Below are 24937 nucleotides of genomic sequence, written 5' to 3'. Positions count from 1 at the left end.
GTTGTCGGCGAGTCAGCAGGTGAAATACGGCTTCAGGCGGATCGGGACACCATCGGCGGCCGCACGGGCCCAGCAGGTGTCGTGCGGGAAGACGACGTAGGTGGACCAGCGGTCCGCCTTGCGCCGGACGATGCGCTGGCTGTCGCCGTGGACATCCCAGACGATGACCGCCCACTGGCCGTCGCATTCGCGCACCGTGGCGGTGGCGTTCTTCAGTGCGCCGATGTCGGTGAGATCGGCCGCGATGACGCCCGGGGCACAGTTGCCCGTCGGCGCCGGATCCTCGAAGCGCAGCAGCCCGTCGACCTTCTGCCCCGGGGCCGTCACGTACAGGGTGTGATACCCCTCGGGCACCGGTTTCGTACCGGGCGGAGCCGGCTTGTCCAAGCCGAAGAAGTAGCAGCCGACCGGGACCGAGAAGGTGGCGGTGCCATTGCCATCCGTGACACCGTTCCACCGCCGCGCCTCGTTGGTCTCACCCGGCGGGATGTCGTGCCCGGCTGGATCGCACGGCTGCTGCAGGCTGAGGTTGACCCGCACATTCGGCACCGGCTTCCCCGACAGCGTCGCCGTCCGGATCACCGCTGTGCCCGACGCCTGCGGTGCGTTGGCGGACGGGGCGCCGGGCGCCTTGTCCGGCGGTGAACCGGGGCTGCTACCCGGCGCGGCACCTGGCGTCGTCTGCGTGGCCGGGGATGTCGTGCGGCTTGCCTGCGGCCCCGAATCCGTAACGCCCCCACCGCATCCCGCCGCTACCGCCGCCAGCGCCAGGACGGCGCATACCTTCCCGACGATCCCCCGCACAGTCATGCTCGCCTCCCGGTCGAGTTCATTGTTGCCTTCTTATCGGTCACCGCGGGCCCGCGGTTACCGTGTCAACTCGCGACACCGTCGAACACATGCCTGGTGTCGCGGGCGGCGAGCGGTTCGTAGTGCTGGGTAAAGAGTTTCGCGACCAGCTCGCCCCGGCTGTTCACGCCGGTCTTGTCGAAAACGGCCTTGATGTGATCGCGCACGGTATGCGCGGACAAGAACAGTTCGGCCGCGATCTCACCGGTGGACAGGCCACGCGCGACCAGCTCGGTGACCTCCAGTTCCCGGCGGGTCAGCTCGTAGGCGGCGACGACAAGCGCGGCGACCTCCGAGGGGGTGGCGTGCTCGAGCACCAGCGCGGTCATGCCGGGGTTGCCCAGCGTGTCGCGCAGGCAGGAGGCGTGGCAGACCAGCCAGTGCCCGGTGTCGGTCCTGATCCGGATGCGGGTGTTCTCGCCGGTCACCCTGGCCCGGGCGGCCGTGGTGAGAATCCATACCGGCAGCGGTAATTCGATACCGGACCCGGTTGGCGCGCTCGGGCCGGGCGGCATCTGGGCAAGCAGGTCGCGCGCCTCGTCGTTGAGCGAGATCAAGGCGCCCGCCGGGTCGAAGACCAGCATGCCCGGCGTGCTCGCCTGCGCGGCGGGCGGCTGAGCCTGCGGCTGCGCGAAACTGCGCAGCCGCCGTGCCATCGGCGCGGAAAGGGAACGCACCAGGGCGAATTCATCGGCGCGGAACGGTGCGCGGCCGCGTTCGCGGAACAGGCTGAGCTGTCCCCATGGCTGCCCGTCGACCCGCAGCACCGCACGCAGTTCGTCCTCGAAACCCCTGGGGCACATGAAATTCCGGTACAGCGGGCTCAGCGAGGGGCGATCGCCGGTCGCGTCGCGCAGGCCCGCGACCGGCACCGGCGCCCTGGCCAGATCGCGGAACAGGTTGACGTGCTCGGCGAAAAGCTCCGACTCCCAGTAGGTTCCGCAGCCGCCCTCGTGCAGGTTCTCCACCCGCACCGGCGCGGTGGTCAGTCCGTTGATCGGATCGGTGGCCACCCACACCGCCGCGTCGAACGGCGCGATCGCGCGCAGGCGGGCCGAAGTCCGCGCGAACAGCGCGTGCGCGTCCGGCGCCGCCGTGATGCCGGTGAACAGCGCCTCGACGGCATGCGCGGTAGCGGTGGTCATATCTCGCATCCTGTCGCACCGCCGCGCCGTCAGCCATCCCTCATATGCGGGGGCAAGGCCGTGCGCCGCGGCGAAATTCCCTCATTTGCGGGATGGGCGAACCCACCGCCCCGGATCGATGCTTGGCGGCACACGATGATCGAAAGGAACCTCATGCATATCGGCATCATCGGCGCGGGCGTCGCGGCGGTCGCCCTGCTGGACGCGCTCGCGGCGGAAGCCACCGCCCCGGGGGCCATCACCGTTTTCGACGGTTCGCAGGCGATGTGGCGGGGCAGGCCGTATCAGCACGATGTCGCGGCGGTACGGGTCAATGCACCGCCCGCGCTCATGTCGGTGCGCGCGGGCGATCGCGGGCACTACGCGCAGTGGGTCGCCGAACGTGGTGACACGACAGGGTATTTCGACGAGGGCCTCGGTCAGCCGATCGTTCCGCGCGCGGTGTACGGCGACTATCTCGAGCAGACCGCGCGCCGGGCGATCGACGCGCTGCGCGGCCGCGGCTGGCGGGTGAGCGTGGTGAACGCCCGCGTCACCGCGGCCGACGGCACGGTGCTGCGCACCGAGGACGGCGGCGCGCATCCCGTCGACCGCGCCGTGCTCTGCGTCGGAAGCGGCCGTCCCCGTGACCATTACGGGCTGACCGGTGCGCCGGGCTACGTCGGCGAACCGTATCCGCTCGCGCGCACGCTCTCCGGGATCGCGGCCACCGCGCACGTCGCGGTGATCGGCAGCGGGCTCACCGCCGTCGACATCGCCGCGGGCTTGGCCGCCAACGGGCACACCGGCCCGATCAGCCTGCTCTCCCGCTCGGGTGTCCTGCCCTACGTGCAGCAGCGTCCGGCGCCGCTCGCGCCCGTTCACCTCACCCCGGTGAACGCGCTGCGGCTGGCCGAGCGCGGCGAGATCGCCTTCACCGAGCTCGCCGACTTGATGCGCGCCGAACTCGCCGGGCTCGGACAGGATTTCGGCACCCTCGCCGCGGAAATCGGTTCGACCGAGTCCGAGGAACCCGCAGCCAGGCTGCGCCGTCAGCTCGCCGACGTCGATGCCACGCATATGGGCCGTCGCCTGCTCACCATGGCGATTCGGACCATCGGCCCGATCGTCTGGCCCCGGCTCGCCGAGGCCGACAGAAAGGTGCTGCGCGACCGGCATTTCCGCACGATCAGCAGCCTGAGCTCGCCGATGGTGCCCTACAACGCGAATATCGTGCTGCGCCTGCTGGATTCCGGTCAGCTGCGGCTGCGTCGCGGCGTCACCGAGGTCGAGGCGCGCGGGGGTGGCTTCGTGATCGATACGGATCGAGCCGAGTCGGGCTGCACCGCCGATGTCGTGCTCAACGCCGTCAATCCACCCGCCTACACCACGCCGCAGGAAACCGAACCCCTGATCGGTGCGCTACTCGCGGGCGCGGCAGCCGAATTCGGGCCGGACGGCGGCCTGCTCGCCGAGGCGGGCACCCGCAGACTGCTGGTGGATGGGCGTCCACACCCCACCTGGCATGTGCTCGGCAACCTCGCCGCGGACGCCATGTTCATCGCCGCCAACCCGCCCGGCCTGGCCGCCGAAGCGGCGCTGCTGACCCGGCAGCTGGCGGGCTGAGTCAGCGGGACAGGAAGTCGAGCAGGGTGCGGAACTCGGCGGGCCTCCCGGCCGCCGATCCGCACAGGCGACCACTGCACACTGTACGGATCATGGCGTCGCTCAGCGGATCGCGGCGGCCGAGGGCAGTGCGGCGACACGCTTTTCGTCGGCGGCGGCCAGCCAGAACCAGATCGGCGGCAGCACGACCTCGATGCCGGTCAGCACGATCTGGAACCAGTGCGGCCAGCCGTACACCGCGAGCGAGATCCCGCGCCCGACCGCACCGAGCAGGAAAATGCCTGCGAGCCAGCGGATCACGACCGCCGGGATCGGCGTCTGCCGGGCCGCCCAGAGCCACGCGAGCCCGTAGCCGAGGAATATCGCGCCGTAGAACCGGCTCTGGCTGTCGGCGGTCACGCCGGACCAGTCCATATCGGGGACGCTGTTCTTGCCGAGCGCCAGGTGCAAGATCCCGATGGCCACACACGCGACGCCCATCACCATGGTCAGCCACTTCAGTACCGCGCTCATGAAGATCCCTCCGAATGCCCGAGGGGTGCGTGGCCCGCGAGCTAGTTGACGTTTGTCTACTTAGAGTGACCATAAGACCGCTAGTAGACAAACGTCAACTAAGCTGTTTCGTGTGACAAGACGCCGCCTCGCCCCCGACGAACGCCGCCGCCTGCTCCTCGACGCAGGCGCGCGCCTCTTCGCCGAACGCGCCTACGACGCGGTGCTGATGGAGGACGTCGCCACGGCGGCCGGTGTCTCCCGAGCGCTGCTCTACCGTCACTTCCCCAGTAAGAGTGAGCTTTTCGCGGGTGTTTACCAGGAGGCGGCGCACCAGTTGCTCGTCGCCACCGAGCTCGACACCGAAACACCGCTGGCCGAACAGCTCGCCGCGGGCCTCGACGCGCATTTCGACTACTTCGAGGCGAACGCCAACACCGTGGTGACCGCCAACAAGGTGCTGGCGGGCGATCCGACGGTGCAGGCGATCATCTCCGGTGAACTCGGGGAACTGCGCCTGCGACTGCTCGACATCATGGGCGTGAAAGACCATATCCGCGAACAGGTCTCGTCGATCCTGACGAGCTGGCTGACCTTCGTCCGAGTCCTGTCCGTCGACTGGCTGGAACACCGCGCCTTCACCCGCAGGGAACTGCTCGACGTCTCCGTCGGCTCGCTACTCGGGGCGCTGGAGCCCGTACTCGGACCGGATCTCCCACCAACCGGCAGACCCCCGTCCCCATAAGTCACGGCGCTACCCCGCCCAGCTCGTTCGTCGAGCGCAGTCGAATGGCCCAGCGACACACCGCCATCAAGGGCCATATGACTGCGCTCGACACCTCGCGATCACCGTGGAAGCGTGCCGAGCACCGGCGTCGAGGCCGGTCAAAGATTGGCGGGACGGACCACCATGACCGAGGCGGCGCGCTTGCCGCTCTCCTGCACCAAGGCGATGGCGTGCCCTTCGGGATCGATCGCGGCGTAGACGCCCGGCAGCCCGATCGGATCGAGCCAGCGCCCATTGCGCAGGTCGTCGGCTTGGGAGGCATCGATCTCGCGGTGTGCGAACGCGGTCTTCACGGCGTCGTCCATGCCGAGGCTCAACAGCGGAGCCTCGGCCTCAGCGGCGGCCGCCAATTCGTCCAGGGTGCGGGCGTGTTCGAGGGTGAACGGGCCGACCCTGGTGCGGCGCAACGCCGTCAGGTGACCACCGACCTCGAGCGCGGCGCCCAGATCACGGGCCAGCGCGCGAATATAGGTGCCGGAGGAGCAGGCGACGACCACGTCGAGATCGACGAAGCCGCCGTCCGGAATATCGCGCCGCGCAAGGATATCGAAGCGCGAGACGGTGACCGGCCGCGCGGCCAGCCGCACGTCTTCACCGGCGCGATGCCTGGCATAGGCGCGTTCGCCGTTCACCTTGATCGCGCTCACCGTGGCGGGCACCTGCTCGATATCGCCGGTGAGTTTCGCTACGTGCGCGGCGATCTCGTCATCGGTGAGCAGCAGCGCCGAGGTGGTCGCCAGCACCTCGCCCTCGGCGTCATCGGTGGTGGTCGACTGCCCCAGCCGGATGGTCGCGGTGTATTCCTTGGTGGTCAGCGTGAGCAGGCCGAGCAGTTTGGTCGCCCGCTCCACCCCGAGCACCAGCACGCCCGTCGCCATCGGATCGAGCGTGCCCGCGTGCCCGACCTTCTTGGTGCGCAACAACCTTCGGCACTTGGCGACCACGTCGTGACTGGTCCACCCGCCGTCCTTGTCGACGATCAGCAATCCGCCGAGTGCGTCCATCAGGCGTGCGCGATCGCGGTCAGGATGAGCCCGTCGGCGATCAGCCAACGGCCATCGAACGAGGTCAGCGCCGGGCCACCGTCGTTGACCTGCCCCGGCACCAGGATCTGGCTGCGGAAGGTGCCGCCGCTGGTGCCGTCGGGACGCTCCTGCACCGTGAAGGAGATGTCCGCGTCCTCGAAACCGAGCCAGCGCACCGTCAACGGCCACCACGCCTTGAAGGTGGCCTCCTTCGCACAGAACAGCAGCCGATCGAGATGCAGCTCGGAATCGTTGCCGCGCAACCATTTCCGCTCCGACTCCAGGCTCACCGAATCGAGCACGCCCTCGGGCAGCGCCTCGTGCGGTTCGGCGTCGATCCCGATGGACCGGAACCGCATCTTGTGCGCGAGCGCCGCCCCCTTGTATCCCTCGCAGTGGGTCATGCTGCCGACGATGCCGCGCGGCCACACCGGTGCGCCGCGCTCTCCCTTGCCGATCGCCACCGGCGGCTCGCCCAGCTGCTCCAGCGCCAGCCGCGCGCAATGGCGCGCACCGATGAAATCGCGCCTGCGCTTCTCCACCGCCTTCGCGATGAGATGCTCCTCCGCCGGATGCGGCTTCAGATCCTCCGGGTACTGCAACAGCTCGGCGGTCGCGACGCCACTCGGCAAAATGTTCTCGATCAGCTCGTCCGCCTCCCCGCGACTTCAGGCCAGACTCGTGTGCCGCGCGAGCGACGTCGGCGTCCGGCGGTATGAGGGTGGGCGAGTGTGCCCGTACCCGACGAGTTACCCATGTACTCACCAAATCAGTAGTTGCGTTGGGAATCAAATTGCCACGAAGGCGGCTGGTGCAGCCTCAGACACCGCGGCGGCGCTGTGCCTTGGCGCGCATCTCGGCGGCGGCCCGCTCCATTTCGGGCGTCACCTTGAAGTGGCCGCCGAACTGGTTCAGTGAGCCCGGCGGGTAGGTCGGGGTCGGCAGGATCTGACGCAGCAGCTGATCGGGCAGGCCGCGGCGCTGCCACTCGCGCGGGTAGCCGAGGGAGACCTCCTCGAAGCGGACACCGTCGTAGTAGGAGGTGCGCGGGATGTGCAGGTGGCCGTACACCGAGCACACCACGTTGTAGCTGGTGTGCCAGTCGGCGGTGAGGTCGGTGCCGCACCACAGCGCGAACTCCGGATACCACAGCACGTCGGTGGGCTGGCGGACCAGCGGGAAGTGGTTGATCAGCACCAGCGGGGTGTCCGGAGCCAGCGCGTCCAGCTTGCGCTTGGTGTACTGGACTCGGGCGTGACACCAGGCGTCGCGGGTCAGATAGGGGTCGGGCGAGAGCATGTACTCGTCGGTCGCCACCACGTTGCGTTCGCGGGCGATGGCCAGGCCCTGCGCCTTGGTGGCGGCGCCCTCCGGCAGCCACGAGTAGTCGTAGAGCAGGAACATCGGCGCCAGCGTCACCGCACCGCCGTATTCCTGGGCTCCGGACCCGGTCCACTGCGGGAAGGGGTCCTCAGGGGTCAGCACATCCAGATCACGGCAGATCGAGACGAGATAGTCGTAGCGCGCCGCGCCGTGGATCTGCACCGGATCCTTCGGCGTCGTCCACAGCTCGTGATTGCCCGGAACCCAGATCACCGTGGCGAACCGGCCGCGCAGCAATTCCAGCGCCCACCGGACCTCCTCGGTCTTCTCCCCCACGTCCCCGGCAACGATCAGCCAGTCCTCCGGCGAATCCGGCCGAATCTGCTCGACGATCGGCCGATTCCCCTGGTGCCCGACATGAATGTCGCTCACCGCCATCAACTTGGGTATCACCAGATCTACCTTGGCACACCTACCCCCACCCCCGCCGAACACCCCTCTGGACCCGGGGTTTCGCCGCTTCGACCCGCCGACGAGCAGACCGAATCCGATGCGCTCACTCGGCCGCACCCCCGCGCGGAACTCCTCTCGACGGGTTCGCCGCGAACACCCGGCTCCACTTCCTCGGCAAGCAACGCCAGCCCACGGCAACTGCGAGGGACACGTCGAGTCCCGGCATTTCAGATGACAACCGTTGTGCCGGTTGGAGTTCCGCTGACGCGCAGCAGTGGCCCGAGGACGCTACGGCGACCGCCGAGCCGCCGTGGCCACCTACCCACGGCCGCTAGCGGCTGATGTGGATACGCGAGGTGGGGGCGAAGGCCGTTGCGACGGTGAGGGTTCCGTTGGGCTCGCGGCGACAGGAAGCGATGGCGACGTGGCAGGGGCGTGATAGGTCCGCGGGCAGGCGCAGACCACCGTCGATCTGGTAGCGGGTGTTGGTGAGTTTCCAAGCGCGAGCCCGCGGGTCGGCCGGGACGGTGGGCGGCGCGTCGACCCGAGCGACGACCATCACCTCGGTGAGCCCGGAAGGCCAGTCGAACACCAGCTTGTCGCCGCGCTGGGCCAGACCGCTGATCACCGGAATCCCGTTGGGCAGCGGTTCATCCCGGCCCAGCGCCGGTCCCGCCCCCTGCTCAGATCGGGCCTGTGCCGCAGCCGCGCCATCCCCCGCGTGCGACTGCGCCGAGGCCGCTCCCCGCACGGGGCCGGACTGCGACGAAGCCGCGCCGTATACAGAACCCGGCTGTGCCGAAGACGTCCCATGCACGGGACCCGACGACGCCGAAGCCGTCCCATGCACAGAGCCCGACTGCGTCGGAACCGCTCCATGCGCAGGAATGGACTGCGCCGAAGCCGACGCCCCGAACACAGCGCCGGACTGTGCCGAGGCAGTTCCATGCGAAGGACTGGACTGCGGCGGGATCGCTCCATGCGCGGCACTCGACTGCGCGGGAGCCGCTCCATGGTCAGGCCGGGCGGATGCCGGCGTCGGCCCGTGGTCCGGCCCGCGCAGGGAGGTGCGTCCTTTTCGGGATCTGGTCCCCGCGGACGCGCCGGTTCCCTGGGCAGTCGTGCTCGATCCGGCGCCCGGCGCGGGGGTCGCAGGTGTGGTGTCGGAGCGGGTTGGTTCGGAGTAGCGGCCCGCGATGCCCGCTACCACCGCGTAGACCGGTTGGCCGGTGGGCGGGGCGCCGCCGTCTTCCAGCTCGGTGGACTTGGTGCGGCCGACCACTCGCCAGGTGCCGTCGGGTTGGAGGCGGGTGACGCGGTAGTCGACGGAGGCAGTGGCGGAGGGTGACCAGGTGACGCGGATCGAACCGTTCGCCATGCGCGTGGCATCGACTCTGGCGGGTGCGCCGACGGGTACGGCGGCGAGTTCGGTTGTGGCGGTAGTGTGGTCGGCGCAGACGGCGAGTGCGGCGAGGAGCGCCTTCAGCCGCGCTTCGACCGGCGCGGCGGGTGCGGTGGCGACCAATCGGTCCGCCTCGGCGCTCGCGCGGGTCGCTTCCGTCCGCATCTGCTCGAGGCCGGGGCCGCGGCCGTTCGGGTTCGGCACATCGGAGGCGGTGCGCTCGAGATAGGCGACGTGGTCGAGCACCTCGACATACCGTTTCGCCTCGTAGGCGCCGGTCGCGCCGCGCCAGCGCACCGCGGCCTCGGCCAGCACCCGATCGACCTCGTCGGCGACCGAGCGGATGGAGGTCAAGCCGTCACCGCCGGTCGCCAACCGCCGTGCCTCGGCGACGTGCCGTTCGGCCTCGCGCGGATGACCCGCCCGCAGCGCGGCGCGCGCCGCCTTCAACGGCGCCTCCCAGCGCCGGGCCGCCGCGGCGTCGTGTGTCGGCGCGCCCGTCGCACCGGACGAACGCCCACCCGCCGTCTGCGACGATGGCGAGCCGGTCGCCCGCCCACCGGTCGTCTGCGCGCCGGACGAATGCGAATCAGCCGTCCGCCCACCGGCATTCGACGGGCCGGTCGCGCGCCCACCGGTCGATGGCGAGCCGGTCGATCCCCGGGTACCCGCGGCACCGTGTCCCGACCCGTACCCGCCCGTCGCCCCACCACTCGATCCCGTTGTACCCGTTGACCTCTGCACCCCACCGTCGACCCGCGCCCCCAACTCGGTCGCCAGCTCGGTGACCACCCTGGTGGCCTCCGCCCGATCCAGCCCCGCTTCGACCGCCTCGTCGACGAGGTACGCGAAATCGTCGCCGACCAGCTCGTCTTCCACCAGCACCGCGGCACGCACCTTCGGGCGCAGGTCGTCGGCCACATCCGCGGCGATGGCGCGCAGATACTCCCGCACCGCGGGCCCGCCCGCCTCCAGCAGATCGTGCACGTGAATCAGCAACTCGTCCAGCACCACTCGCACCCGCCCCGGCGGCAGCTCCCTGGACCGCCCGCGCAACGCCTCGGCGCGCAAACGGATTTCGCCGGTGTGCGTCGCCTGGGTCGGATCCATCCCGAGCAGGGCGAACAGGGTGGGTGTCGGCGGACCTTCGAGCAGCCGTTCCCATTCGGTCAGCAGCTGGCGGATCTGTTGCCTGCGTTGCTCGCTGAGCACACCCGGCGGCGGTGCCTGCACGGGTGTGTCGGCGATGACCCGATGCCTGCGCAGCCGGGTCGCGACCTCGGCGGCGCTCAGCCCACCCATCGCCCCGATCTCCTCCAGCCCGGAGACCTTCCCGGCGGGAATGCCGCCGTACCGCTGCACCAGCCGCGAGATCGCGGCGTCCAGCATCTCGTACCGCTCGGCGTCGCGCCGCTCGCGGACCGTCCTGATCCTGGCCGCCTCGGCGGCGCGCGATCCCGCGTGTTGTAGCGGCCTGGACAGCTCGTCGTGCTCATCCACCAGCAACCCGACCAGCACCCGGTATTTCGGATGATCGCGCTGGCGCTGCCAGAATCCCCAGACATCGGCGATCCGCGCGGCCACCTCGGCATCGGTCAGCGTCTCGGCCTCGTCGAGCGGAATGTCGTAGAGCTCGAACGGATCCGAGTGCTCGATGCCGCCGCGCCGCTCCACCTGGGCGAGCACCCGCTTGCGATAGTCGTTCGGATCGAAGGCGTGCACGGCGCGCTCAGCTGTCGCGCCGCCGCGTCCGCTGGACCTGATCCAGCTCACGCGCGACATCCGCTTGGGACAGCGTGGCCCCGGTCTGCGCCGACAGCGTCAACGGCATATCGGCGTCGACGTGATGGCAGGTCACATGCAGGACGCCGTCGAAGCCCATCTCGAAGGTGACCCGCACCTCGCTGCCCTCCGGATACCCCGGCGGGATACCGCGAATCCGGCCTTCGACAAGGACTTTGGTGTCCTCGGGCCGAGTCGACGCGGCCTGGCCCTGCTGTTCGACGATGGTGATCTCGATCTGATCCTGGTTCTCCCGGACGGTGCCGAACGAACGCCGCACCCGGATCGGCAGCGTCTGGTTGCGATGCACCAGCCAGGTCGCGGCGAGTCCGTACTGGTAATCCAGTGCCAGCACACCGAATCCGCGCGACACCACGGTGTCCACCTGGATCTCCAGCATCCGGCGCACCAGCCCCACCGGCTGCCCGAACGACGCGGCCACCCGCGCGACCGCCTGCTCCAGATCCCTGGGCGCGGCGTCGAGCACCGAGGCGCCGTCCCGCAATCGGCCGCGGGTGACCAGATCGGCGACGACCAGCCGCTCCATGTCGAGCTTCTCGCCGTACAGTGCCGCGCCGCGCGCCACCGAGAGGTCGGGATCGCGCAGCTCACCGGCCAGCCCGAGTTCCCTGCGTAGTTCGCGCTCCACCATCGGCATTCGCGACGACCCGCCGACGAGCAGCAGCCGATCGACCGAGCCGACACCGCGCTGCCCGGCCGCCGCGAGGCAGGCGCGGGTGAGGTCGACGGTGCGGCGCATCAGCGACGCGGTCAGCGATTCGACCTGGTCGCGGGTGAGCGGGATGACCGCGCGCGCACCGTCGTGCGCGACGACCACCTCGGTGCGCTCGGCGTCGGTGAGTTCGCGTTTGGCCTGTTCGGCGGCCAGCACCAGCATCTGCGATCCGGCCGAATCGTCCAGCGGGTCTTCGGCTTCCGGGTTGGCCGCGCAGAACTGCTGGGACAGGTAGAGCGCGATCCGCTCGTCCCAGTCCGCGCCGCCGAGTTGGTGATCGCCCTCGACGGCGAGCACCGAGATCTGACGGTCGGCGAGTTCGATGACGGTGGCGTCGAAGGTGCCGCCGCCGAGGTCGTAGACCAGCACCGTTTCCCGCGCACCGGATTTGCCGATGTCGACACTGCCGTCGAGCCTGCCGAATCCGTAGGACAGCGCCGCCGCGATCGGTTCGGACAGCACGCCCGCGACATCGAAGCCCGCGTAGTGGCCCGCCTGGATGGTCGCGCGGCGCTCCTCGTCACCGAAGTAGGCGGGCACCGTGATCACCACCCGCCGCACCGGCTCACCGCCACCGAATTCGGCATCGGCGGCAAGGCTTTTCAGGATCAGCGCGGAGACCGCGGGCGCCGACCAGGTCTGCCCGTGCGCGGCGAAGCGCCACTCGTTGTCGCCCATCCGGCGTTTGACCAGGGCGCATACATGTTCCGGATCGAGCCGCGACTGCCGCCGCGCACCCTCGCCGACCAGATGGTCGTAGGCGGAGGCGAACAGCACCACCGAGGGCACCGTCGGCTCACCGTTCAACCCGATCAATATCTCCGGCCTACCGTCCGCGTCGATCCGCGCGATCGCCGAATTCGTTGTGCCCAAGTCGATGCCGTAAACCCCCACAATTCGCGATCATAGCAGCGGATCACACCACCGCGCAGCCGCTGAATCCACCCACCGACACCCCTCCCCACCAGCACATCTACCCACCGACACCACCCACGCCACCGCACCTCCACCCATCACCCGAACCAGCACATCCCGCCACGCCGCACACCACGCCGCACAGCGTCGATCCCCCTACCGCCGTGGGCGACGGGGCCCGCTGGGTGGCGGTGCCGGGTTATGGTGCGGGGGTGAGCGAGGGGCAGCGAGTGAACCAAGGGCCGCGCGTGGTGGGGCCAGGCGAATCGGCGGGGAGGCCGGGCGACTCGATGGCGGGACCGGGTGAGGCGTCGGTGGGGAACGGCGGCGGATCGGCGACGGGCGCGGGGGATGCCGGGCGCGGGATCGAGCAGTTGGCCGAGCGGGTCGAGGATCTGACCCGGGTGATCGCCAGGCAGGCCGCCACCATCGAGCGCTTGGCCGACGAGGCCAAAGCGACTGCGCGGCAAGCAAAGGCGGGTGCCGACCTGCCGCTGGTCGTCGAGCTGTTCGCCCTGTACAGCGATACCGTCGCGTGCGCGAAAACGGCGGAATCGGCGCGCGAACGCGAAGCCTTCACCGCCGTCACCGCCAGGGTCGAGCGCCTCATCACCGGCCGCGGCGGCACCATCGTCACCCCGTCCCCGAACACCCCCTTCGACTCGCTCACCATGGAAGCCGCCGAGGTGACCTCCACCCCCGACCCCGCCGCCGACCGCACCATCGCCGAAACCCTCCAACCGGGCCTCACCGTCGCGGGCCGCTCGGTCCGCCCTGCCCGCGTCGTTGTCCGCCGCCACCGCCCCAGCTAGACACGTCGCATCGGACACGCCGACACGGCCCTGGTCAAGGAATTCCGGCGCAGCGCTACGCCACACGGAGTCCCCCGCTGGTGTGCGGTCAGGTGAGGGTGCGGGGGATCTCGGCGCCTACTCGGGCCCAGCGGCCTGAGAGGGCGCGCGCTACCACGGCCACCAGGCGCAGGGCCATGAATCCGACCAGGCCGGACCAGATTCCGGCGATGCCCCAGTCGAAGGCCAGGGAAAGCCAGATGGCGGGGAGAAAGCCGATCAGTGCCGCGCCCATGGTGGTGTTGCGCAGGTAGGCGGCGTCGCCCGCGCCGAGCAGGACGCCGTCGAGGGCGAAGACGATGCCTGCCACCGGGATCAGGCAGACGAAGAACCACCACGCGACGTGGGTGCGGTCGAGTACGGCCGGGTCGTCGGTGAACAGCTGCGGGATGACCGAGCCGCCCGCCGCGAAACAGACCGCCAGGACCAGCGCGAACATCTCCGACCACTGGGTGACGCGGCGGGCCAGGCCGCGGGCGCCGCGGGCGTCTCCCGCGCCGAGCGCGGCGCCGACCAGGGTCTGGGCCGCGATGGCGAGCGAATCCAGTGCCAGCGCAAGGAAGGTCCACAGCTGCAGGACCAGTTGGTGCGCGGCGACGGAGGCGGCACCGAACCGGGACGCCACCGCCGCCGCGGATACGAAACATGCCTGGAAGGCCAGACTGCGCACGATCAGATCCCGGCCGAGCACGAGTTGCGCGCGCATCACCGCCCAGTGCGGCGCCAGCGAAACCCGCCGGCGCACCAGGGCATTGAGGAACAGTGCGGCGGTCACCACCTGACCGGCCAGATTCGCGACGGCCGAACCGGGGAGCTCCATCCGCGGCGCGCCGAGCAGCCCGTGCACGAGCACCGGGCACAGCACCCCCGAAACAGCAAGCCCGGCAACGACATACAGCAGTGGCCGCCGCGTCTCCTGCACACCGCGCAGCCACCCGTTGCCCGCCATGGAGATCAGGATCAACGGCACCCCGAACAGCGCGATCCGCACCCAGACCAGCGCCTCGTCCGCGATCTCCCCGCCGCCCGCGATGGCGCTCGTCAACGGCACCGCGAACACCTGAACCACCAGCAGAATCAGCGCACCGACCACCACCGCGAGCCAGGTCGCCTGCACCCCTTCGGCCACCGCGCCACGCTCGTCCCCCGCCCCGTGCCTGCGCGCCGCCCGCGCCGTCGTCCCGTACGACAGGAACGTCAACTGCGTACTCGCCTGCGCGAGAACCAATCCGCCCACCGCGAGCCCGGCCAAGGCCAGCGCCCCGAGCCGCCCCACCACCGCCAGATCGAACAGCAGATAAATCGGCTCGGCGATCAGCACCCCCAACGTCGGCAACGCCAACGCCAGAATCCGCCCCGGCCCCACCGCGCCCACATCGACCCGAGCCGCCGTCACCACACCCACGCCCTCCACATCGTCACCCGCACCGGGCGCCCCCTCACCCACAATCCCTCCCCACCAACCGCACATCCCCCGCCATCACGAAAACCTCGCTACCACACCACACCCCGGCAATCCGCCCATGACGGCACCCTATCCCCGAGGACCGACAACATCGGGAAATTCCGCCCCGAGGTCGCCATCGCGCCACGCGGCGTCAGCCACGCGTCACCCCAACGCGGACAGCAGTGCCGCGACCGAGAGTGGGCATCGCCCACAACCGACACCACCGCCAGCACCTTCCGCAGTACCACCACGGCATACGACAACCCGACACATCGACCGCGCGATCCCACGCGACAGGTACTACCGCAACCTCGCCGCCCGTGGTCCGGTCGCCGCGTCTCAGAGCATCGCCGCGGTCGACAAGGCTGTACCGCCGCGCCGCTGGCACAGCAGCGATCCGGCGCAGCGGCTTCGAGCGTCAGCCCAGTGCGGCGAGCAGTGCCGCGACCAGGTCGTCGGGCTCGCCGAAGGCGGTGTAGCCGGCGGCGAAGCGGTGGCCGCCGCCGCCGAGGGCGGTCGCGACCTCGGCGACGTCGACACCGTCCTGGGTGCCGGGGCCGGTGTCGCGGGAGCGCAACGAGACGGTCCAGCGCCCGGGGACGGTGCGGGATTCCTTGAAGACGGCGGCGATGCCCGCTTCGGCGGTGGTGCGCACGATATCGATGACGCTCTCCACCTCTTCCGGGCCGACACCATCCACGTCATCGCGGCGCACGAAGGCGTACACCAGCCCACCGTGGGCGGTGGGCGCGAGCCGGGCCGAGCCGAGGACTCGCGACAGCATCGGCAGCCAGTCGAAGGGGTGGGTGTCGAGCAGGGTGCGGGCGATTTCGCCGCCGTCGATGCCGGTGGCGAGGAGTCGTTCGGCCAGCCGATGGGTGCCGGGGCGGACCCAGCGGAACGAGCCGGTGTCGGTGACGAGCCCGGCGTAGAGGCAGTGCGCCACTTCGACATCGATGGGCTCGCCCCACGCGTCGAGTACCCGCGCCAGCAGGCTGGTGGTCGATTCCGCGTCCGGATCGATCACGTTGACGGTGCCGAATCTGGTGTTGGACCGATGATGGTCGAGCACCAGAGTCGTTGCGGCGCCGGGCAATCGATCGGCGAGCGCGCCGAGCCGGTTCACGCCGCCGCAGTCGACGGCGACGAGCAGGTCGACGGTGGCGGGCACCTGCGCGGGTGGCACCAGGTGGTGGACCCCAGGCAAGGACCGCATCGAGACCGGCAATTCCGCGGGTTCGGCGAACGACACCCAGACCGGAACCCCGCGCCGATGCAGGACCAGGGCCAATGCCAGCCCGCTGCCGATGGTGTCGGCATCGGGCTGCACATGGCAGACGATGGTGACCGAGCGCGCGGCGGCGAGCGCCGCGACGGCTGCGTCGAGGTCGACCGCATCACGCATGGTCGTCACCGTCCACCCGCGATCACTCGTCGTCGTCGCGTTCGGCCTTGTACGGGTCGGCATCGCCCGCGTGCGTGGCGTTGGCCGCGACCTTCGCCACCGCGTCGTCGGCGGCCCTGGCCCTGGCCAGCAGTTCTTCCATCTCACGCGCGGCGTCGGGCACCTTGTCCAGCACGAACGCGAGGGTCGGCGTGAACTTCACCCCGGTGCCCGCGCCGACCTTGGACCGCAGCACACCCTTGGCCTTCTCCAGACCGGCGGCGGCGCCCTGATAGTCGGGTTCGGCGTCCAGCGTCTCGCCCATCACCGTGTAGTACACGGTCGCCTCGCGCAGATCGCCGGTGACCTTGGCGTCGGTAATGGTCACGAAACCCAGCCGCGGATCCTTGATCTCGTACTCGATCGCGGTTGCCACGATCGAGGAGATCCGCTTGGCGAGTCGGCGTGCCCTGGCTTGATCCACCATGGCGGTTTCCTCCTCACTGAATATTTAGTCTTCGGGTCCGAAGATCCGGCGGCGCACTGCCAGCAACTGTAACTCCGGACGTGCCGCCACGTGCCGTTCACAACGGTCCAGCACCTCGGTCAGATGGTCCATTCCTGGACTGACCATGGCTACACCGAGCAACGAGCGGCGATGTAGATCGTGTTCCCCGCCCTCGGCCGCGCTCACGCCGAAACGCTGCAGCTCGGCCAGCACGGGCCGGATCACCGAACGCTTCTGTTTCAGCGAATGGACGTCGCCGAGCAGGATGTCGAACTCGAGCGCACCAAGGTACACGCAGCCTCCTGAAATCCCCACCACTGCATCAACTACTGCCGATCAGCTACTGCCGCAGGGCAGTTCGGCACAGCACCGGCTGTGCCGAACCACCCCCGAGCGATCAGTCGCGCGGCTTCTCGCGCAGCTCGTACGCCTCGATGACGTCGCCTTCCTTGATGTCGTTGTAGGTCAACGTCATACCGCATTCGTAGCCCTCGCGGACCTCGGTGGCGTCGTCCTTTTCCCGCTTCAAGGAGGAGATGGTGACGGTCTCGGCGACCACCACGTTGTCGCGGAGCAAGCGCGCCTTGGCGTTGCGCTTGACCGAACCCGAGGTGACCATACAGCCGGCGATGTTGCCGACCTTCGACGAACGGAAGATCGCGCGGATCTCCGCCCGGCCGAGCTCGACCTCTTCGTAGATCGGCTTGAGCATGCCCTTGAGGGCCTTCTCGATCTCGTCGATGGCCTGGTAGATCACCGAGTAGTACCGGATGTCCACGCCTTCGCGGTTGGCCAGCTCGGTCGCCTTGCCCTCGGCACGGACGTTGAACCCGATGATGATCGCGTTCGACGCCGACGCCAGGTTGACGTTGGTCTCGGTGACGCCACCGACACCGCGGTCGATGACCCGCAGGCGCACCTCGTCGTCGATCTCGATCCCGAGCAGCGCCTCTTCGAGCGCCTCGACGGTACCGGAGTTGTCGCCCTTGAGGATCAGGTTGAGCTCCGAAGTCTCCTTCAGCGCGGCATCCAGATCTTCCAGGCTGATCCGCTTGCGGCTGCGCGCGGCCAGCGCGTTGCGCTTGCGCGCATTGCGGCGGTCGGCGATCTGGCGAGCGATCCGGTCCTCTTCGACGACGATGAGGTTGTCACCGGCACCCGGCACCGACGTGAAGCCGATGACCTGGACCGGACGCGACGGCAGCGCCGCGTGCACATCCTCGCCGTGCTCGTCGACCATGCGGCGCACGCGGCCGTAGGCATCGCCCGCGACGATCGAGTCGCCGACGCGCAGCGTGCCGCGCTGCACCAGCACCGTGGCCACCGGGCCGCGGCCGCGGTCGAGGTGCGCCTCGATGGCGACACCCTGCGCGTCCATGTCCGGGTTGGCCCGCAGGTCGAGCGCCGCGTCCGCGGTGAGCAGCACCGCCTCGAGCAGCTGCTCGATGTTGGTGCCCTGCTTGGCGGAGATGTCGACGAACATGGTGTCGCCACCGTATTCCTCGGCAACCAGGTTGTATTCGGTCAGCTGCTGCCGGATCTTGTCCGGGTTCGCGCCTTCCTTGTCGATCTTGTTGACCGCCACCACGATCGGCACGTCGGCCGCCTGCGCGTGGTTGATCGCCTCCACCGTCTGCGGCATGACGCCGTCGTCGGCGGCGACCACCAGGATCGCGATATCGGTGGCCTTCGCACCGCGGGCACGCATGGCGGTGAACGCCTCGTGACCCGGGGTGTCGATGAAGGTGATGAGACGGTCGCTGTCGCCGAGGTGGGTGAGCACCTGGTAGGCGCCGATGTGCTGGGTGATGCCACCGGCCTCGCCCTCACGGACGTTGGCCTTGCGGATCGTGTCCAGCAGTCGGGTCTTACCGTGGTCGACGTGACCCATGACGGTCACGACCGGCGGACGCTGCTCGAGATCCTCTTCGCCGCCCTCGTCCTCGCCGTAGGTCAGGTCGAACGATTCCAGCAGCTCGCGGTCCTCGTCCTCGGGGCTGACCACGTGCACGACGTAGTTCATCTCGCTGCCGAGCAGCTCGAGGGTCTCGTCGTTCACCGACTGGGTCGCGGTGACCATCTCACCGAGGTTGAACAGGGCCTGCACCAGGGCGGCCGGGTTCGCGTCGATCTTCTCCGCGAAGTCCGACAGCGAGGCGCCGCGGGCGAGACGGATGATCTCGCCGTTGCCGCGGGGCAGCCGCACGCCGCCGATGGCGGGAGCTTGCATGCTCTCGTACTCGGCGCGCTTCGCCCGCTTCGACTTACGGCCACGACGCGGAGCGCCACCGGGACGACCGAACGCACCGGCCGCGCCACCACGGCCACCGGGGCCGCCGGGGCGACCGCCGCCGCCACCGGGACGACCGCGGAAACCACCGGCCGCACCACCGGCACCGGGTGCACCAGCACCCGCACCGGCGCCACCACCGGGCGCACCGCCACCGCCGCCGCGGTAGCCACCGCCACCGCCGCCACCGGGACGACCCGCGCCACCGCCGGGACCGCCACCGGGACGACCCGGGCGACCGGCACCGGCCGGACCACCCGGACGAGCCGAACGCTGCGGCATGGCACCGGGATTCGGGCGCGGCGGCATCGAGCCGGGGCTCGGCCGCGGGCCACCCGGACGAGGCGCGCCACCCTGCGCGGCGGCCGGGCGGGGACCGCCCTGACCGGCGCCGGGACGCGGAGCGCCACCCTGCGCGGGACCCGGACGCGGACCACCCTGGCCGGGCGCGGGACGCGGCGCGGGCCGTTCCCGTTCACGATCGGGCGCGGAAGAGAAGGGGTTGTTGCCGACCCGGGGGGTCTTCGGGCCCGGCTTCGGGCCACCGGGGGCACCACCGGGACGCGGACCACCCTGGCCCTGCTGCGGACGCTGCTGCTGGCCGGGACGCGGACCACCCTGCGGCGTCGGGCGCGGACCGCCCTGAGCGGGTGCGGGCGCGGCCTTCGCGGCGGGGGCCGCAGGCGCGGCCGGAGCCGGTGCCGCGGGCTTGGCCGCGGGACCCGGCTTCACGGCCGGGCCGGGGCGCACGGCCTCGGCCGGACGCGGTGCGGGCGCGGCGGTCTCCCGTACGGCCGGCGCAGCCGGAGTGGCGGCGGCCGGAGCCGGAGCAGCCGGAGCCGGCGTCGGGCGCGGCCCGGGACGCGGACCACCCGCGGCGGGCTTCGCGGCCGGACGGGCCTGCTGAGGTTGTTCGGTACGGGCACCGGACTTGGTGCCGTTGGCCGGTGCGGACTTACCCGCTACCGACTCGCGCAGCCGACGCGCGACGGGTGCTTCCACCGTCGAGGACGCCGACTTCACGAACTCGCCCTGCTCCTTGAGCGTTGCGAGTAGTTCTTTGCTCGTGACACCGAGTTCTTTGGCCAACTCGTGCACGCGGGCCTTGCCTGCCACTGCTCTCCTCACTGAGAGGTCGAGCAGCGCCACCGTTTCTTGGGGACGGCGGCCCGCACGACCTCGGGTTATCTCCGACGGACGTTCATCGTTGGTACTTCACGGTGTGCTCATGAGTGCTCGTGCCTGTTCTCGAGGTAACGCTCCAGGGCTGAGATATCCAGATGTCCGGACACTCGTAGTGCTCTGCCGATCGCTCGGCGCCGCTCTGCCGTGCTCAGACAAGCCACGACGGGGTGCAACCAGGCACCCCGTCCGGGAAGTCTGCGCCGCGGATCGGGAACAATCGCGACGATCGGGGCACCTTCATCGGTTTCCCGTTCCTGCGCCACGATCCGCAACAGATCGGCGGCCAACTCGCGCTTCCGGCATCCGATACAGGTCCGAATCGGAGTCGCGTGCTGAACCTGTGTCCACTCTACCGCTGCCCCGGTCGGAACGACGAACCCGTCCCCCGGGAGAGTTACCAACCTGTCATCCCGAGGTACATCTTCTCGGGTCTCGATCAACTCCGCTGCGCCTCCGTCCGGACGTTGCCGCCCATGTCAGGGGCGGCGTCGCTGCGAATGTCGATGCGCCAGCCGGTGAGTCGCGCGGCCAGCCGGGCGTTCTGCCCCTCCTTGCCGATCGCGAGCGAAAGCTGGAAATCGGGCACGACGACACGCGCCGCGCGCGCGTCGGCGTCGACGACGGTCACCGAGACCACCTTCGACGGCGAGAGCGCGTTGCCGACGAAGGTCGCCGGGTCCTCGGCGTAATCGATGATGTCGATCTTCTCGCCGGCCAGCTCGCTCATCACGTTGCGCACGCGCTGCCCCATCGGGCCGATGCACGCGCCCTTGGCGTTGACGCCGGACACGGTGGAGCGCACCGCGATCTTGGAGCGGTGGCCCGCCTCGCGCGCCACCGCGACGATCTCCACCGAGCCGTCGGCGATCTCCGGCACCTCGAGGGCGAACAATCTGCGCACCAGGTTCGGGTGGGTGCGCGAGAGGGTGATCTGCGGGCCGCGCGGACCGCGCGAGACGCCGACGACGTAGCACTTGATCCGGTCGCCGTGCTCGTAGGTCTCACCCGGCACCTGCTCGGCGGGCGGGATCAATCCCTCGGTGCCGTGCAGCTCGCTGCCGATGCGCACCACCACGGTGCCGCGGGCGTTGGCGCGCGCGTCGCGCTGGACGACGCCGCCGACGATATCGCCCTCGTGGGTGGAGAACTCACCGAAGGACTTCTCGTTCTCGGCATCGCGCAGCCGCTGCAGCACCACCTGGCGCGCGGTGGTCGCCGCGATCCGGCCGAATCCCTCCGGGGTGTCGTCCCATTCGGAGATGAGGTTGCCGTCGGCGTCGAGCTCGCGGGCCATCACCCGCACCACGCCGGTCTTCTGGTTGATATCGATGCGCGCGTTGGGCTGATGGCCCTCGGTGTGCCGATACGCGGTCAGCAGCGCCGACTCGATCGCGGAGATCACGGTCTCGATCGAGATCCCCTTGTCGGCGACAATCGCGCGCAGGGCTTCGATTTCGATGTTCATTCCACGATCCCTTCGGTCGGCGAATCGGACGCTGTTACTGATTCGGGTAGTAGTGCATCGGTTGTTCCTGCGAGGTCCGCTGGTTCGTCTCCGGGTTTCGGCCTGCCCGGTGCGACACCGCCCGCGAGTTCGAGTTCGCGCGCGCCCGGCGGATTGAACTCGACTTGGACGACGGCCTCGGCGATATCGGTGAGCGGGATCGTCACCCGATGCGGTTTGTGCTTGCCGCCGAGGACGAGGGCGATGGTGTCACCATCGAGTGTGCCGACCCTGGCCTCGAACTTGTCCGACCCCTCGGGCGCGGTCGCGCCATGGCGCATCTTGATGCGCACCTTGCGGCCCTGGGCGCGGCGCCAGTGCCGGTCCACGGTGAGCGGGCGATCGATGCCGGGGGTGGACACCTCGAGCAGATAGGGGGTCTCGCCGAAATCGCCCGCTTCGTCGAGCGATTCGGACAATTCGGTGCTGAGTACGGCGATCGCGTCCAGATCAGCCGATCCGTCGCTGTCGACGGTGACCTTCACGCGGATCTGCTGGTCACTCCGCAGGCTCCGCTCCTGCCCCTGCGCATCCGCGTCGCGCTTGCCGGTCGTCGAGATCTCGACGCCCTCGAGGTCGAATCCTCGGCGCTCGACGAGTCCAGCTACTAGCTGGCTCACCCTTTCCTCGGTCGGCATCGGCATGCGGGGCGGCTCCTGGTTCAGTTGTGACGCGGCGGGAAAATTCTCTAACGAAGGTCTAGCGTAACGCGCCACGAGAGTGTAAAGGACCAGCGGGCGACCGTTGCGCGCGCCACGACTTCACCGATCCGGGCCCGTCCGGAGCCCTCCGGCGAATCTGGCACGATGGTGCCGTGCCCATCCGCCTTCCAGCCCAGCCACATGCCGGGTGTACTTCCGGCATTCGCCACGACGGACTCGATCGGCGCAGCATGCTACGGCTGACGGGCGGGGCGAGCGTGGGGGTTCTCACACTGGGCGCGCTGGCGGGCTGCGCGCAGGACGATCCGATTCACGAACCGGATCCGCTTGCCGCGCAAGAACTTCTGGCCCGCGCCGACGCCGCGGCCGCGACCGCCGCGATCGCGCTCGCGCCGCAGCGGCACGCCGCGCTGACCGCCATCGCGGCCGAACGCACCGCGCACGCCGATGCACTGCGCACCGAAATCAACCGCCTCGTCGGCGTTTACGGTGACGGCACCACCCCGGTGCACCGCACCCGCGCGCTCGACCCGGCACAGGTCGGCGCGGCCGCCACGAACAGCTCCGGTACGCCCGTACCACCTACCCCGCCGCCGACCGTCGACGCACTGCGTGACCAGCTGACCAAGTCGCGCCAGTCCGCCGCCGAACTGGCCCGGGCACTGTCGGGCTACCGCGCCGGACTGCTCGCCTCGATCAGCGCGGCCTGCGCCGCCCAGGCGGGGGTGCTGCTGGCATGAACGGTCAGGCCCGGAGGCGGCAGCGGAGCGTGACCACGGAGGGTCCCGTTCATGCCCGAAAGGACACAGCATGAACAAGCACGGCGAACCCGCCCGGCCACCGCACGCCTCGACGCACAGGCAATCGCGCACGGAAGAGGTCGCGCAGTGAATGACACCGAACGCCGCGCCTTGCTCGACGCACTGGACGCCGAGTACGCGGCGGTGTACGCCTACGGCGTGATCGCCGCGTTCGCCTCGGCCGAACGCACCAGGCTCATCGCGGAATACACCGCGGCGCACCGCGCCCGGCGCGACACCACCATCGACGCGCTGGCGGCGGCGGGGGTCAAGGTGCCGCCGCCCGACGCCGCCTACACCGCACCGTCGCCGGTCGACGACCCGATCCCGGCCGCCAGGTTCGCCGTCACCGTGGAATCCGATACCGCGGTCGCCTGGCGGGCACTCGTGGAGCGCGCCGACACCATCGACCTGCGCAGGACGGGTGTCGACGCGCTCACCGAATGCGCTGTGCGCCTTGCCACTTGGCAGCAGATCCTGGGCACCACCCCGCCGACCACCGCCTTCCCCGGCAAGGCCTGATTCACGCGAGCTCCAGCCGCGGTCCGCGGTGGATCGCGCGGTAGACCTCGTTGCGCAGCGCGTTGGCCTCGGCATCGGTGAGCGTGCGCGCCAGCGGCCGCAGCACAAGGCGCACAACGGCGTTCACCTGTCCCGGCACGATGCCGAGGCGCTGCCTGGTCGGCTCCGGCAGATCGGCGTACGCCGTTCTGGCGCGCACGTGCACCGACTCGATATCGTCCGCGCGCCGGTGCAATACCGCGCGCACGGTGTCGCCGATGGTCTCGTCGTCGGTATCGCCCGCGATCACCACCGACAGGTCGCGGCGGATCGGCGGCAGCGTCGAGACCGGGCGCCACGGTGATAGATCTCGCATCTGCGCCGCGATGCGCGGATCGCCCGCGCGCAGGTAGCGGATATCGGGAATGCCCTTGCGCAGCATCAACGCTCGGTCCAAGCCGAGACCGAGCGCCAGGCCCGACCACACGGCCGGATCGAGTCCGGCGCCGGCCAGCACGTGGTCGGCGATGAGTCCGCATTCGGCCAGCTCCAGCCAGGTGTCGCCGTGCCTGACGTCGACCTGGCAGCCGGACGCGGTGTAGGGATGGTCGGCGGGCGTGGTGCGCCAGCGCGCGCCCGGCAGCACGGATTCCACTACGGCGGCGATCATTTCGCGCAGATCCGCGCTCTCGGTGCCCGGTCGCGAACGCAGTCGCCACAGGTCGGCCTGATGCGGTTCGCCGACGTGGGTCCGGTCGACGACATCGCGGCGGTAGACCAGGCCGGAGACCGCGATGAGTTCGTCGACATCGCCCGCGGCGTAGCCGCGCAATACAGCGGGGATATCCGCGGTGGTGTGGCTGCGCAGCATCGCGGTGGGACTGAGATATCGGGTGTAGCGGGCGTCGCGGGTGACGTCGGCCGGATCGTAGCCGAGCTTGTCGTAGTTGTCGGCGACCGCGACGATCGGCGAATTACGCACGCGCCGAACGGTTGTCGATGTCCACGCCGCGCTCAGCGCGGAGACGATGCCGTCGAGCAGCGTCTGGATGGCGTGCGGGCCGTGCGCGGGATCACTCAGATCGGTGACGCTCAGCGCCTGCGAAAGGTCGTGCGGGGTCAGATAAGTGAGCATTGGAATCTCCTCGGTGTGCCGGTGGGTACAGGGGAATCCCCCGGCCGACGACCACCACAGGAGCTACGCGCGACAACGCACGCGCCGGACCCCGCGGCCGTGCGACGGCCGGGGGTGGATAAATCGCGTGCGAACGATCATGGCTACGAGGATAGC

General features: G+C 70.0%; 22 protein-coding genes. 5 read left to right on the top strand and 17 right to left on the bottom strand.

All coding sequences use genetic code 11. The features are described from left to right. Positions 1 to 12: 12 nt before the first annotated feature. A complete protein-coding gene (locus ACIG5A_RS37275) occupies positions 13 to 810 on the bottom strand; it encodes a hypothetical protein (protein ID WP_397248983.1) in 798 nt (265 codons plus the stop codon). A gap of 65 nt (positions 811 to 875) precedes the next feature. After that, complete coding sequence (locus ACIG5A_RS37270; RefSeq protein WP_397248981.1) at positions 876 to 1994, bottom strand: response regulator transcription factor; 1119 nt, start codon at positions 1992 to 1994, stop codon at positions 876 to 878. 153 nt (positions 1995 to 2147) lie between these two features. Here ACIG5A_RS37270 and ACIG5A_RS37265 point away from each other — a divergent pair, with 153 nt between their 5' ends. Further along, on the top strand, positions 2148 to 3599 hold the full coding sequence (locus ACIG5A_RS37265; RefSeq protein WP_397248979.1) for an FAD/NAD(P)-binding protein: 1452 nt from the start codon (positions 2148 to 2150) through the stop codon (positions 3597 to 3599). 102 nt (positions 3600 to 3701) lie between these two features. Here ACIG5A_RS37265 and ACIG5A_RS37260 read toward each other — a convergent pair whose 3' ends face one another. Next, positions 3702 to 4112, bottom strand: a complete 411-nt coding sequence (locus ACIG5A_RS37260; protein WP_397248978.1) for a DUF4345 domain-containing protein — start codon at positions 4110 to 4112, stop codon at positions 3702 to 3704. A 112-nt stretch (positions 4113 to 4224) separates the two neighbouring features. Here ACIG5A_RS37260 and ACIG5A_RS37255 point away from each other — a divergent pair, with 112 nt between their 5' ends. After that, a complete protein-coding gene (locus ACIG5A_RS37255) occupies positions 4225 to 4836 on the top strand; it encodes a TetR/AcrR family transcriptional regulator (RefSeq protein WP_397248976.1) in 612 nt (203 codons plus the stop codon). Positions 4837 to 4976: 140 nt separating this feature from the next. Here the strand turns inward: ACIG5A_RS37255 and truB are convergent, their stop codons facing one another. The 5 genes from truB to ACIG5A_RS37230 form a co-directional block, all read right to left on the bottom strand. Further along, positions 4977 to 5882: a tRNA pseudouridine(55) synthase TruB gene (truB, locus tag ACIG5A_RS37250; RefSeq protein ID WP_397248974.1), complete on the bottom strand. Its 906-nt coding sequence runs from the start codon at positions 5880 to 5882 to the stop codon at positions 4977 to 4979. Continuing rightward, positions 5882 to 6550, bottom strand: a complete 669-nt coding sequence (npt, locus tag ACIG5A_RS37245; RefSeq protein ID WP_397249471.1) for a 4'-phosphopantetheinyl transferase Npt — start codon at positions 6548 to 6550, stop codon at positions 5882 to 5884. The genes truB and npt overlap by 1 nt, the downstream gene beginning before the upstream one ends. 172 nt (positions 6551 to 6722) lie before the next feature. Further along, a complete protein-coding gene (locus ACIG5A_RS37240; protein ID WP_397248972.1) occupies positions 6723 to 7679 on the bottom strand; it encodes a metallophosphoesterase family protein in 957 nt (318 codons plus the stop codon). A 331-nt stretch (positions 7680 to 8010) separates the two neighbouring features. After that, complete coding sequence (locus ACIG5A_RS37235) at positions 8011 to 10854, bottom strand: hypothetical protein (RefSeq protein WP_397248970.1); 2844 nt, start codon at positions 10852 to 10854, stop codon at positions 8011 to 8013. Further along, positions 10811 to 12493, bottom strand: coding sequence for an Hsp70 family protein (locus ACIG5A_RS37230; RefSeq protein WP_397248968.1), 1683 nt, complete (start codon positions 12491 to 12493; stop codon positions 10811 to 10813). The genes ACIG5A_RS37235 and ACIG5A_RS37230 overlap by 44 nt, the downstream gene beginning before the upstream one ends. Before the next feature lie 233 nt (positions 12494 to 12726). Between ACIG5A_RS37230 and grpE the strand changes: the two genes are divergently transcribed. Continuing rightward, positions 12727 to 13326 (top strand): nucleotide exchange factor GrpE, encoded by a 600-nt coding sequence (gene grpE / locus ACIG5A_RS37225; protein WP_397248966.1) that lies wholly within the window; start codon positions 12727 to 12729, stop codon positions 13324 to 13326. 88 nt (positions 13327 to 13414) lie between these two features. Here the strand turns inward: grpE and ACIG5A_RS37220 are convergent, their stop codons facing one another. The 8 genes from ACIG5A_RS37220 to rimP all read right to left on the bottom strand — a co-directional run bounded on the left by ACIG5A_RS37220 (position 13415) and on the right by rimP (position 22327). Continuing rightward, positions 13415 to 14815, bottom strand: a complete 1401-nt coding sequence (locus tag ACIG5A_RS37220; RefSeq protein WP_397249469.1) for an MATE family efflux transporter — start codon at positions 14813 to 14815, stop codon at positions 13415 to 13417. Positions 14816 to 15230: 415 nt separating this feature from the next. Beyond that, a complete protein-coding gene (locus tag ACIG5A_RS37215) occupies positions 15231 to 16217 on the bottom strand; it encodes a bifunctional oligoribonuclease/PAP phosphatase NrnA (protein ID WP_397248964.1) in 987 nt (328 codons plus the stop codon). A gap of 22 nt (positions 16218 to 16239) precedes the next feature. Then, entirely contained in the window at positions 16240 to 16683 is a 444-nt protein-coding gene (rbfA, locus tag ACIG5A_RS37210) for a 30S ribosome-binding factor RbfA (RefSeq protein ID WP_397248962.1), read from the bottom strand. A gap of 24 nt (positions 16684 to 16707) precedes the next feature. Then, positions 16708 to 16998 (bottom strand): DUF503 domain-containing protein, encoded by a 291-nt coding sequence (locus ACIG5A_RS37205; protein WP_397248960.1) that lies wholly within the window; start codon positions 16996 to 16998, stop codon positions 16708 to 16710. A gap of 103 nt (positions 16999 to 17101) precedes the next feature. Continuing rightward, positions 17102 to 20110, bottom strand: a complete 3009-nt coding sequence (gene infB, locus ACIG5A_RS37200; protein WP_397248958.1) for a translation initiation factor IF-2 — start codon at positions 20108 to 20110, stop codon at positions 17102 to 17104. Positions 20111 to 20220: 110 nt separating this feature from the next. Next, complete coding sequence (locus ACIG5A_RS37195; protein WP_397249467.1) at positions 20221 to 20499, bottom strand: YlxR family protein; 279 nt, start codon at positions 20497 to 20499, stop codon at positions 20221 to 20223. Between the two features lie 116 nt (positions 20500 to 20615). After that, on the bottom strand, positions 20616 to 21644 hold the full coding sequence (gene nusA / locus ACIG5A_RS37190) for a transcription termination factor NusA (RefSeq protein ID WP_397248956.1): 1029 nt from the start codon (positions 21642 to 21644) through the stop codon (positions 20616 to 20618). Beyond that, complete coding sequence (rimP, locus tag ACIG5A_RS37185; protein ID WP_397248954.1) at positions 21641 to 22327, bottom strand: ribosome maturation factor RimP; 687 nt, start codon at positions 22325 to 22327, stop codon at positions 21641 to 21643. Before rimP ends, nusA begins: the two co-directional genes overlap by 4 nt. Before the next feature lie 248 nt (positions 22328 to 22575). On the opposite strand from rimP, the gene ACIG5A_RS37180 reads away from it, so the two are divergent. Both ACIG5A_RS37180 and ACIG5A_RS37175 read left to right on the top strand, forming a co-directional pair. Beyond that, positions 22576 to 23085 (top strand): hypothetical protein, encoded by a 510-nt coding sequence (locus ACIG5A_RS37180; RefSeq protein WP_397249465.1) that lies wholly within the window; start codon positions 22576 to 22578, stop codon positions 23083 to 23085. A gap of 147 nt (positions 23086 to 23232) precedes the next feature. Further along, positions 23233 to 23667, top strand: coding sequence for a ferritin-like domain-containing protein (locus ACIG5A_RS37175; RefSeq protein ID WP_397248952.1), 435 nt, complete (start codon positions 23233 to 23235; stop codon positions 23665 to 23667). 1 nt (position 23668) lies between these two features. Here ACIG5A_RS37175 and ACIG5A_RS37170 read toward each other — a convergent pair whose 3' ends face one another. Then, positions 23669 to 24781: a hypothetical protein gene (locus ACIG5A_RS37170; protein ID WP_397248950.1), complete on the bottom strand. Its 1113-nt coding sequence runs from the start codon at positions 24779 to 24781 to the stop codon at positions 23669 to 23671. Between the last annotated feature and the right edge of the window lie 156 nt (positions 24782 to 24937).

Origin of the sequence: Nocardia sp. NPDC052566, from assembly GCF_044547285.1 — a bacterium.
GTDB lineage: Bacteria > Actinomycetota > Actinomycetes > Mycobacteriales > Mycobacteriaceae > Nocardia.
This window is presented reverse-complemented; position numbering and strand designations above follow the sequence as displayed.

Coding starts and splice junctions, on each gene's coding strand:
- ACIG5A_RS37275 (WP_397248983.1), bottom strand. CDS start 810: ATGACTGTGCGGGGGATCGTCGGGAAGGTATGCGCCGTCCTGGCGCTG.
- ACIG5A_RS37270 (WP_397248981.1), bottom strand. CDS start 1,994: ATGACCACCGCTACCGCGCATGCCGTCGAGGCGCTGTTCACCGGCATC.
- ACIG5A_RS37265 (WP_397248979.1), top strand. CDS start 2,148: ATGCATATCGGCATCATCGGCGCGGGCGTCGCGGCGGTCGCCCTGCTG.
- ACIG5A_RS37260 (WP_397248978.1), bottom strand. CDS start 4,112: ATGAGCGCGGTACTGAAGTGGCTGACCATGGTGATGGGCGTCGCGTGT.
- truB (WP_397248974.1), bottom strand. CDS start 5,882: ATGGACGCACTCGGCGGATTGCTGATCGTCGACAAGGACGGCGGGTGG.
- ACIG5A_RS37215 (WP_397248964.1), bottom strand. CDS start 16,217: ATGCGTGATGCGGTCGACCTCGACGCAGCCGTCGCGGCGCTCGCCGCC.
- rbfA (WP_397248962.1), bottom strand. CDS start 16,683: ATGGTGGATCAAGCCAGGGCACGCCGACTCGCCAAGCGGATCTCCTCG.
- nusA (WP_397248956.1), bottom strand. CDS start 21,644: ATGAACATCGAAATCGAAGCCCTGCGCGCGATTGTCGCCGACAAGGGG.
- rimP (WP_397248954.1), bottom strand. CDS start 22,327: ATGCCGATGCCGACCGAGGAAAGGGTGAGCCAGCTAGTAGCTGGACTC.
- ACIG5A_RS37180 (WP_397249465.1), top strand. CDS start 22,576: ATGCTACGGCTGACGGGCGGGGCGAGCGTGGGGGTTCTCACACTGGGC.
- ACIG5A_RS37170 (WP_397248950.1), bottom strand. CDS start 24,781: ATGCTCACTTATCTGACCCCGCACGACCTTTCGCAGGCGCTGAGCGTC.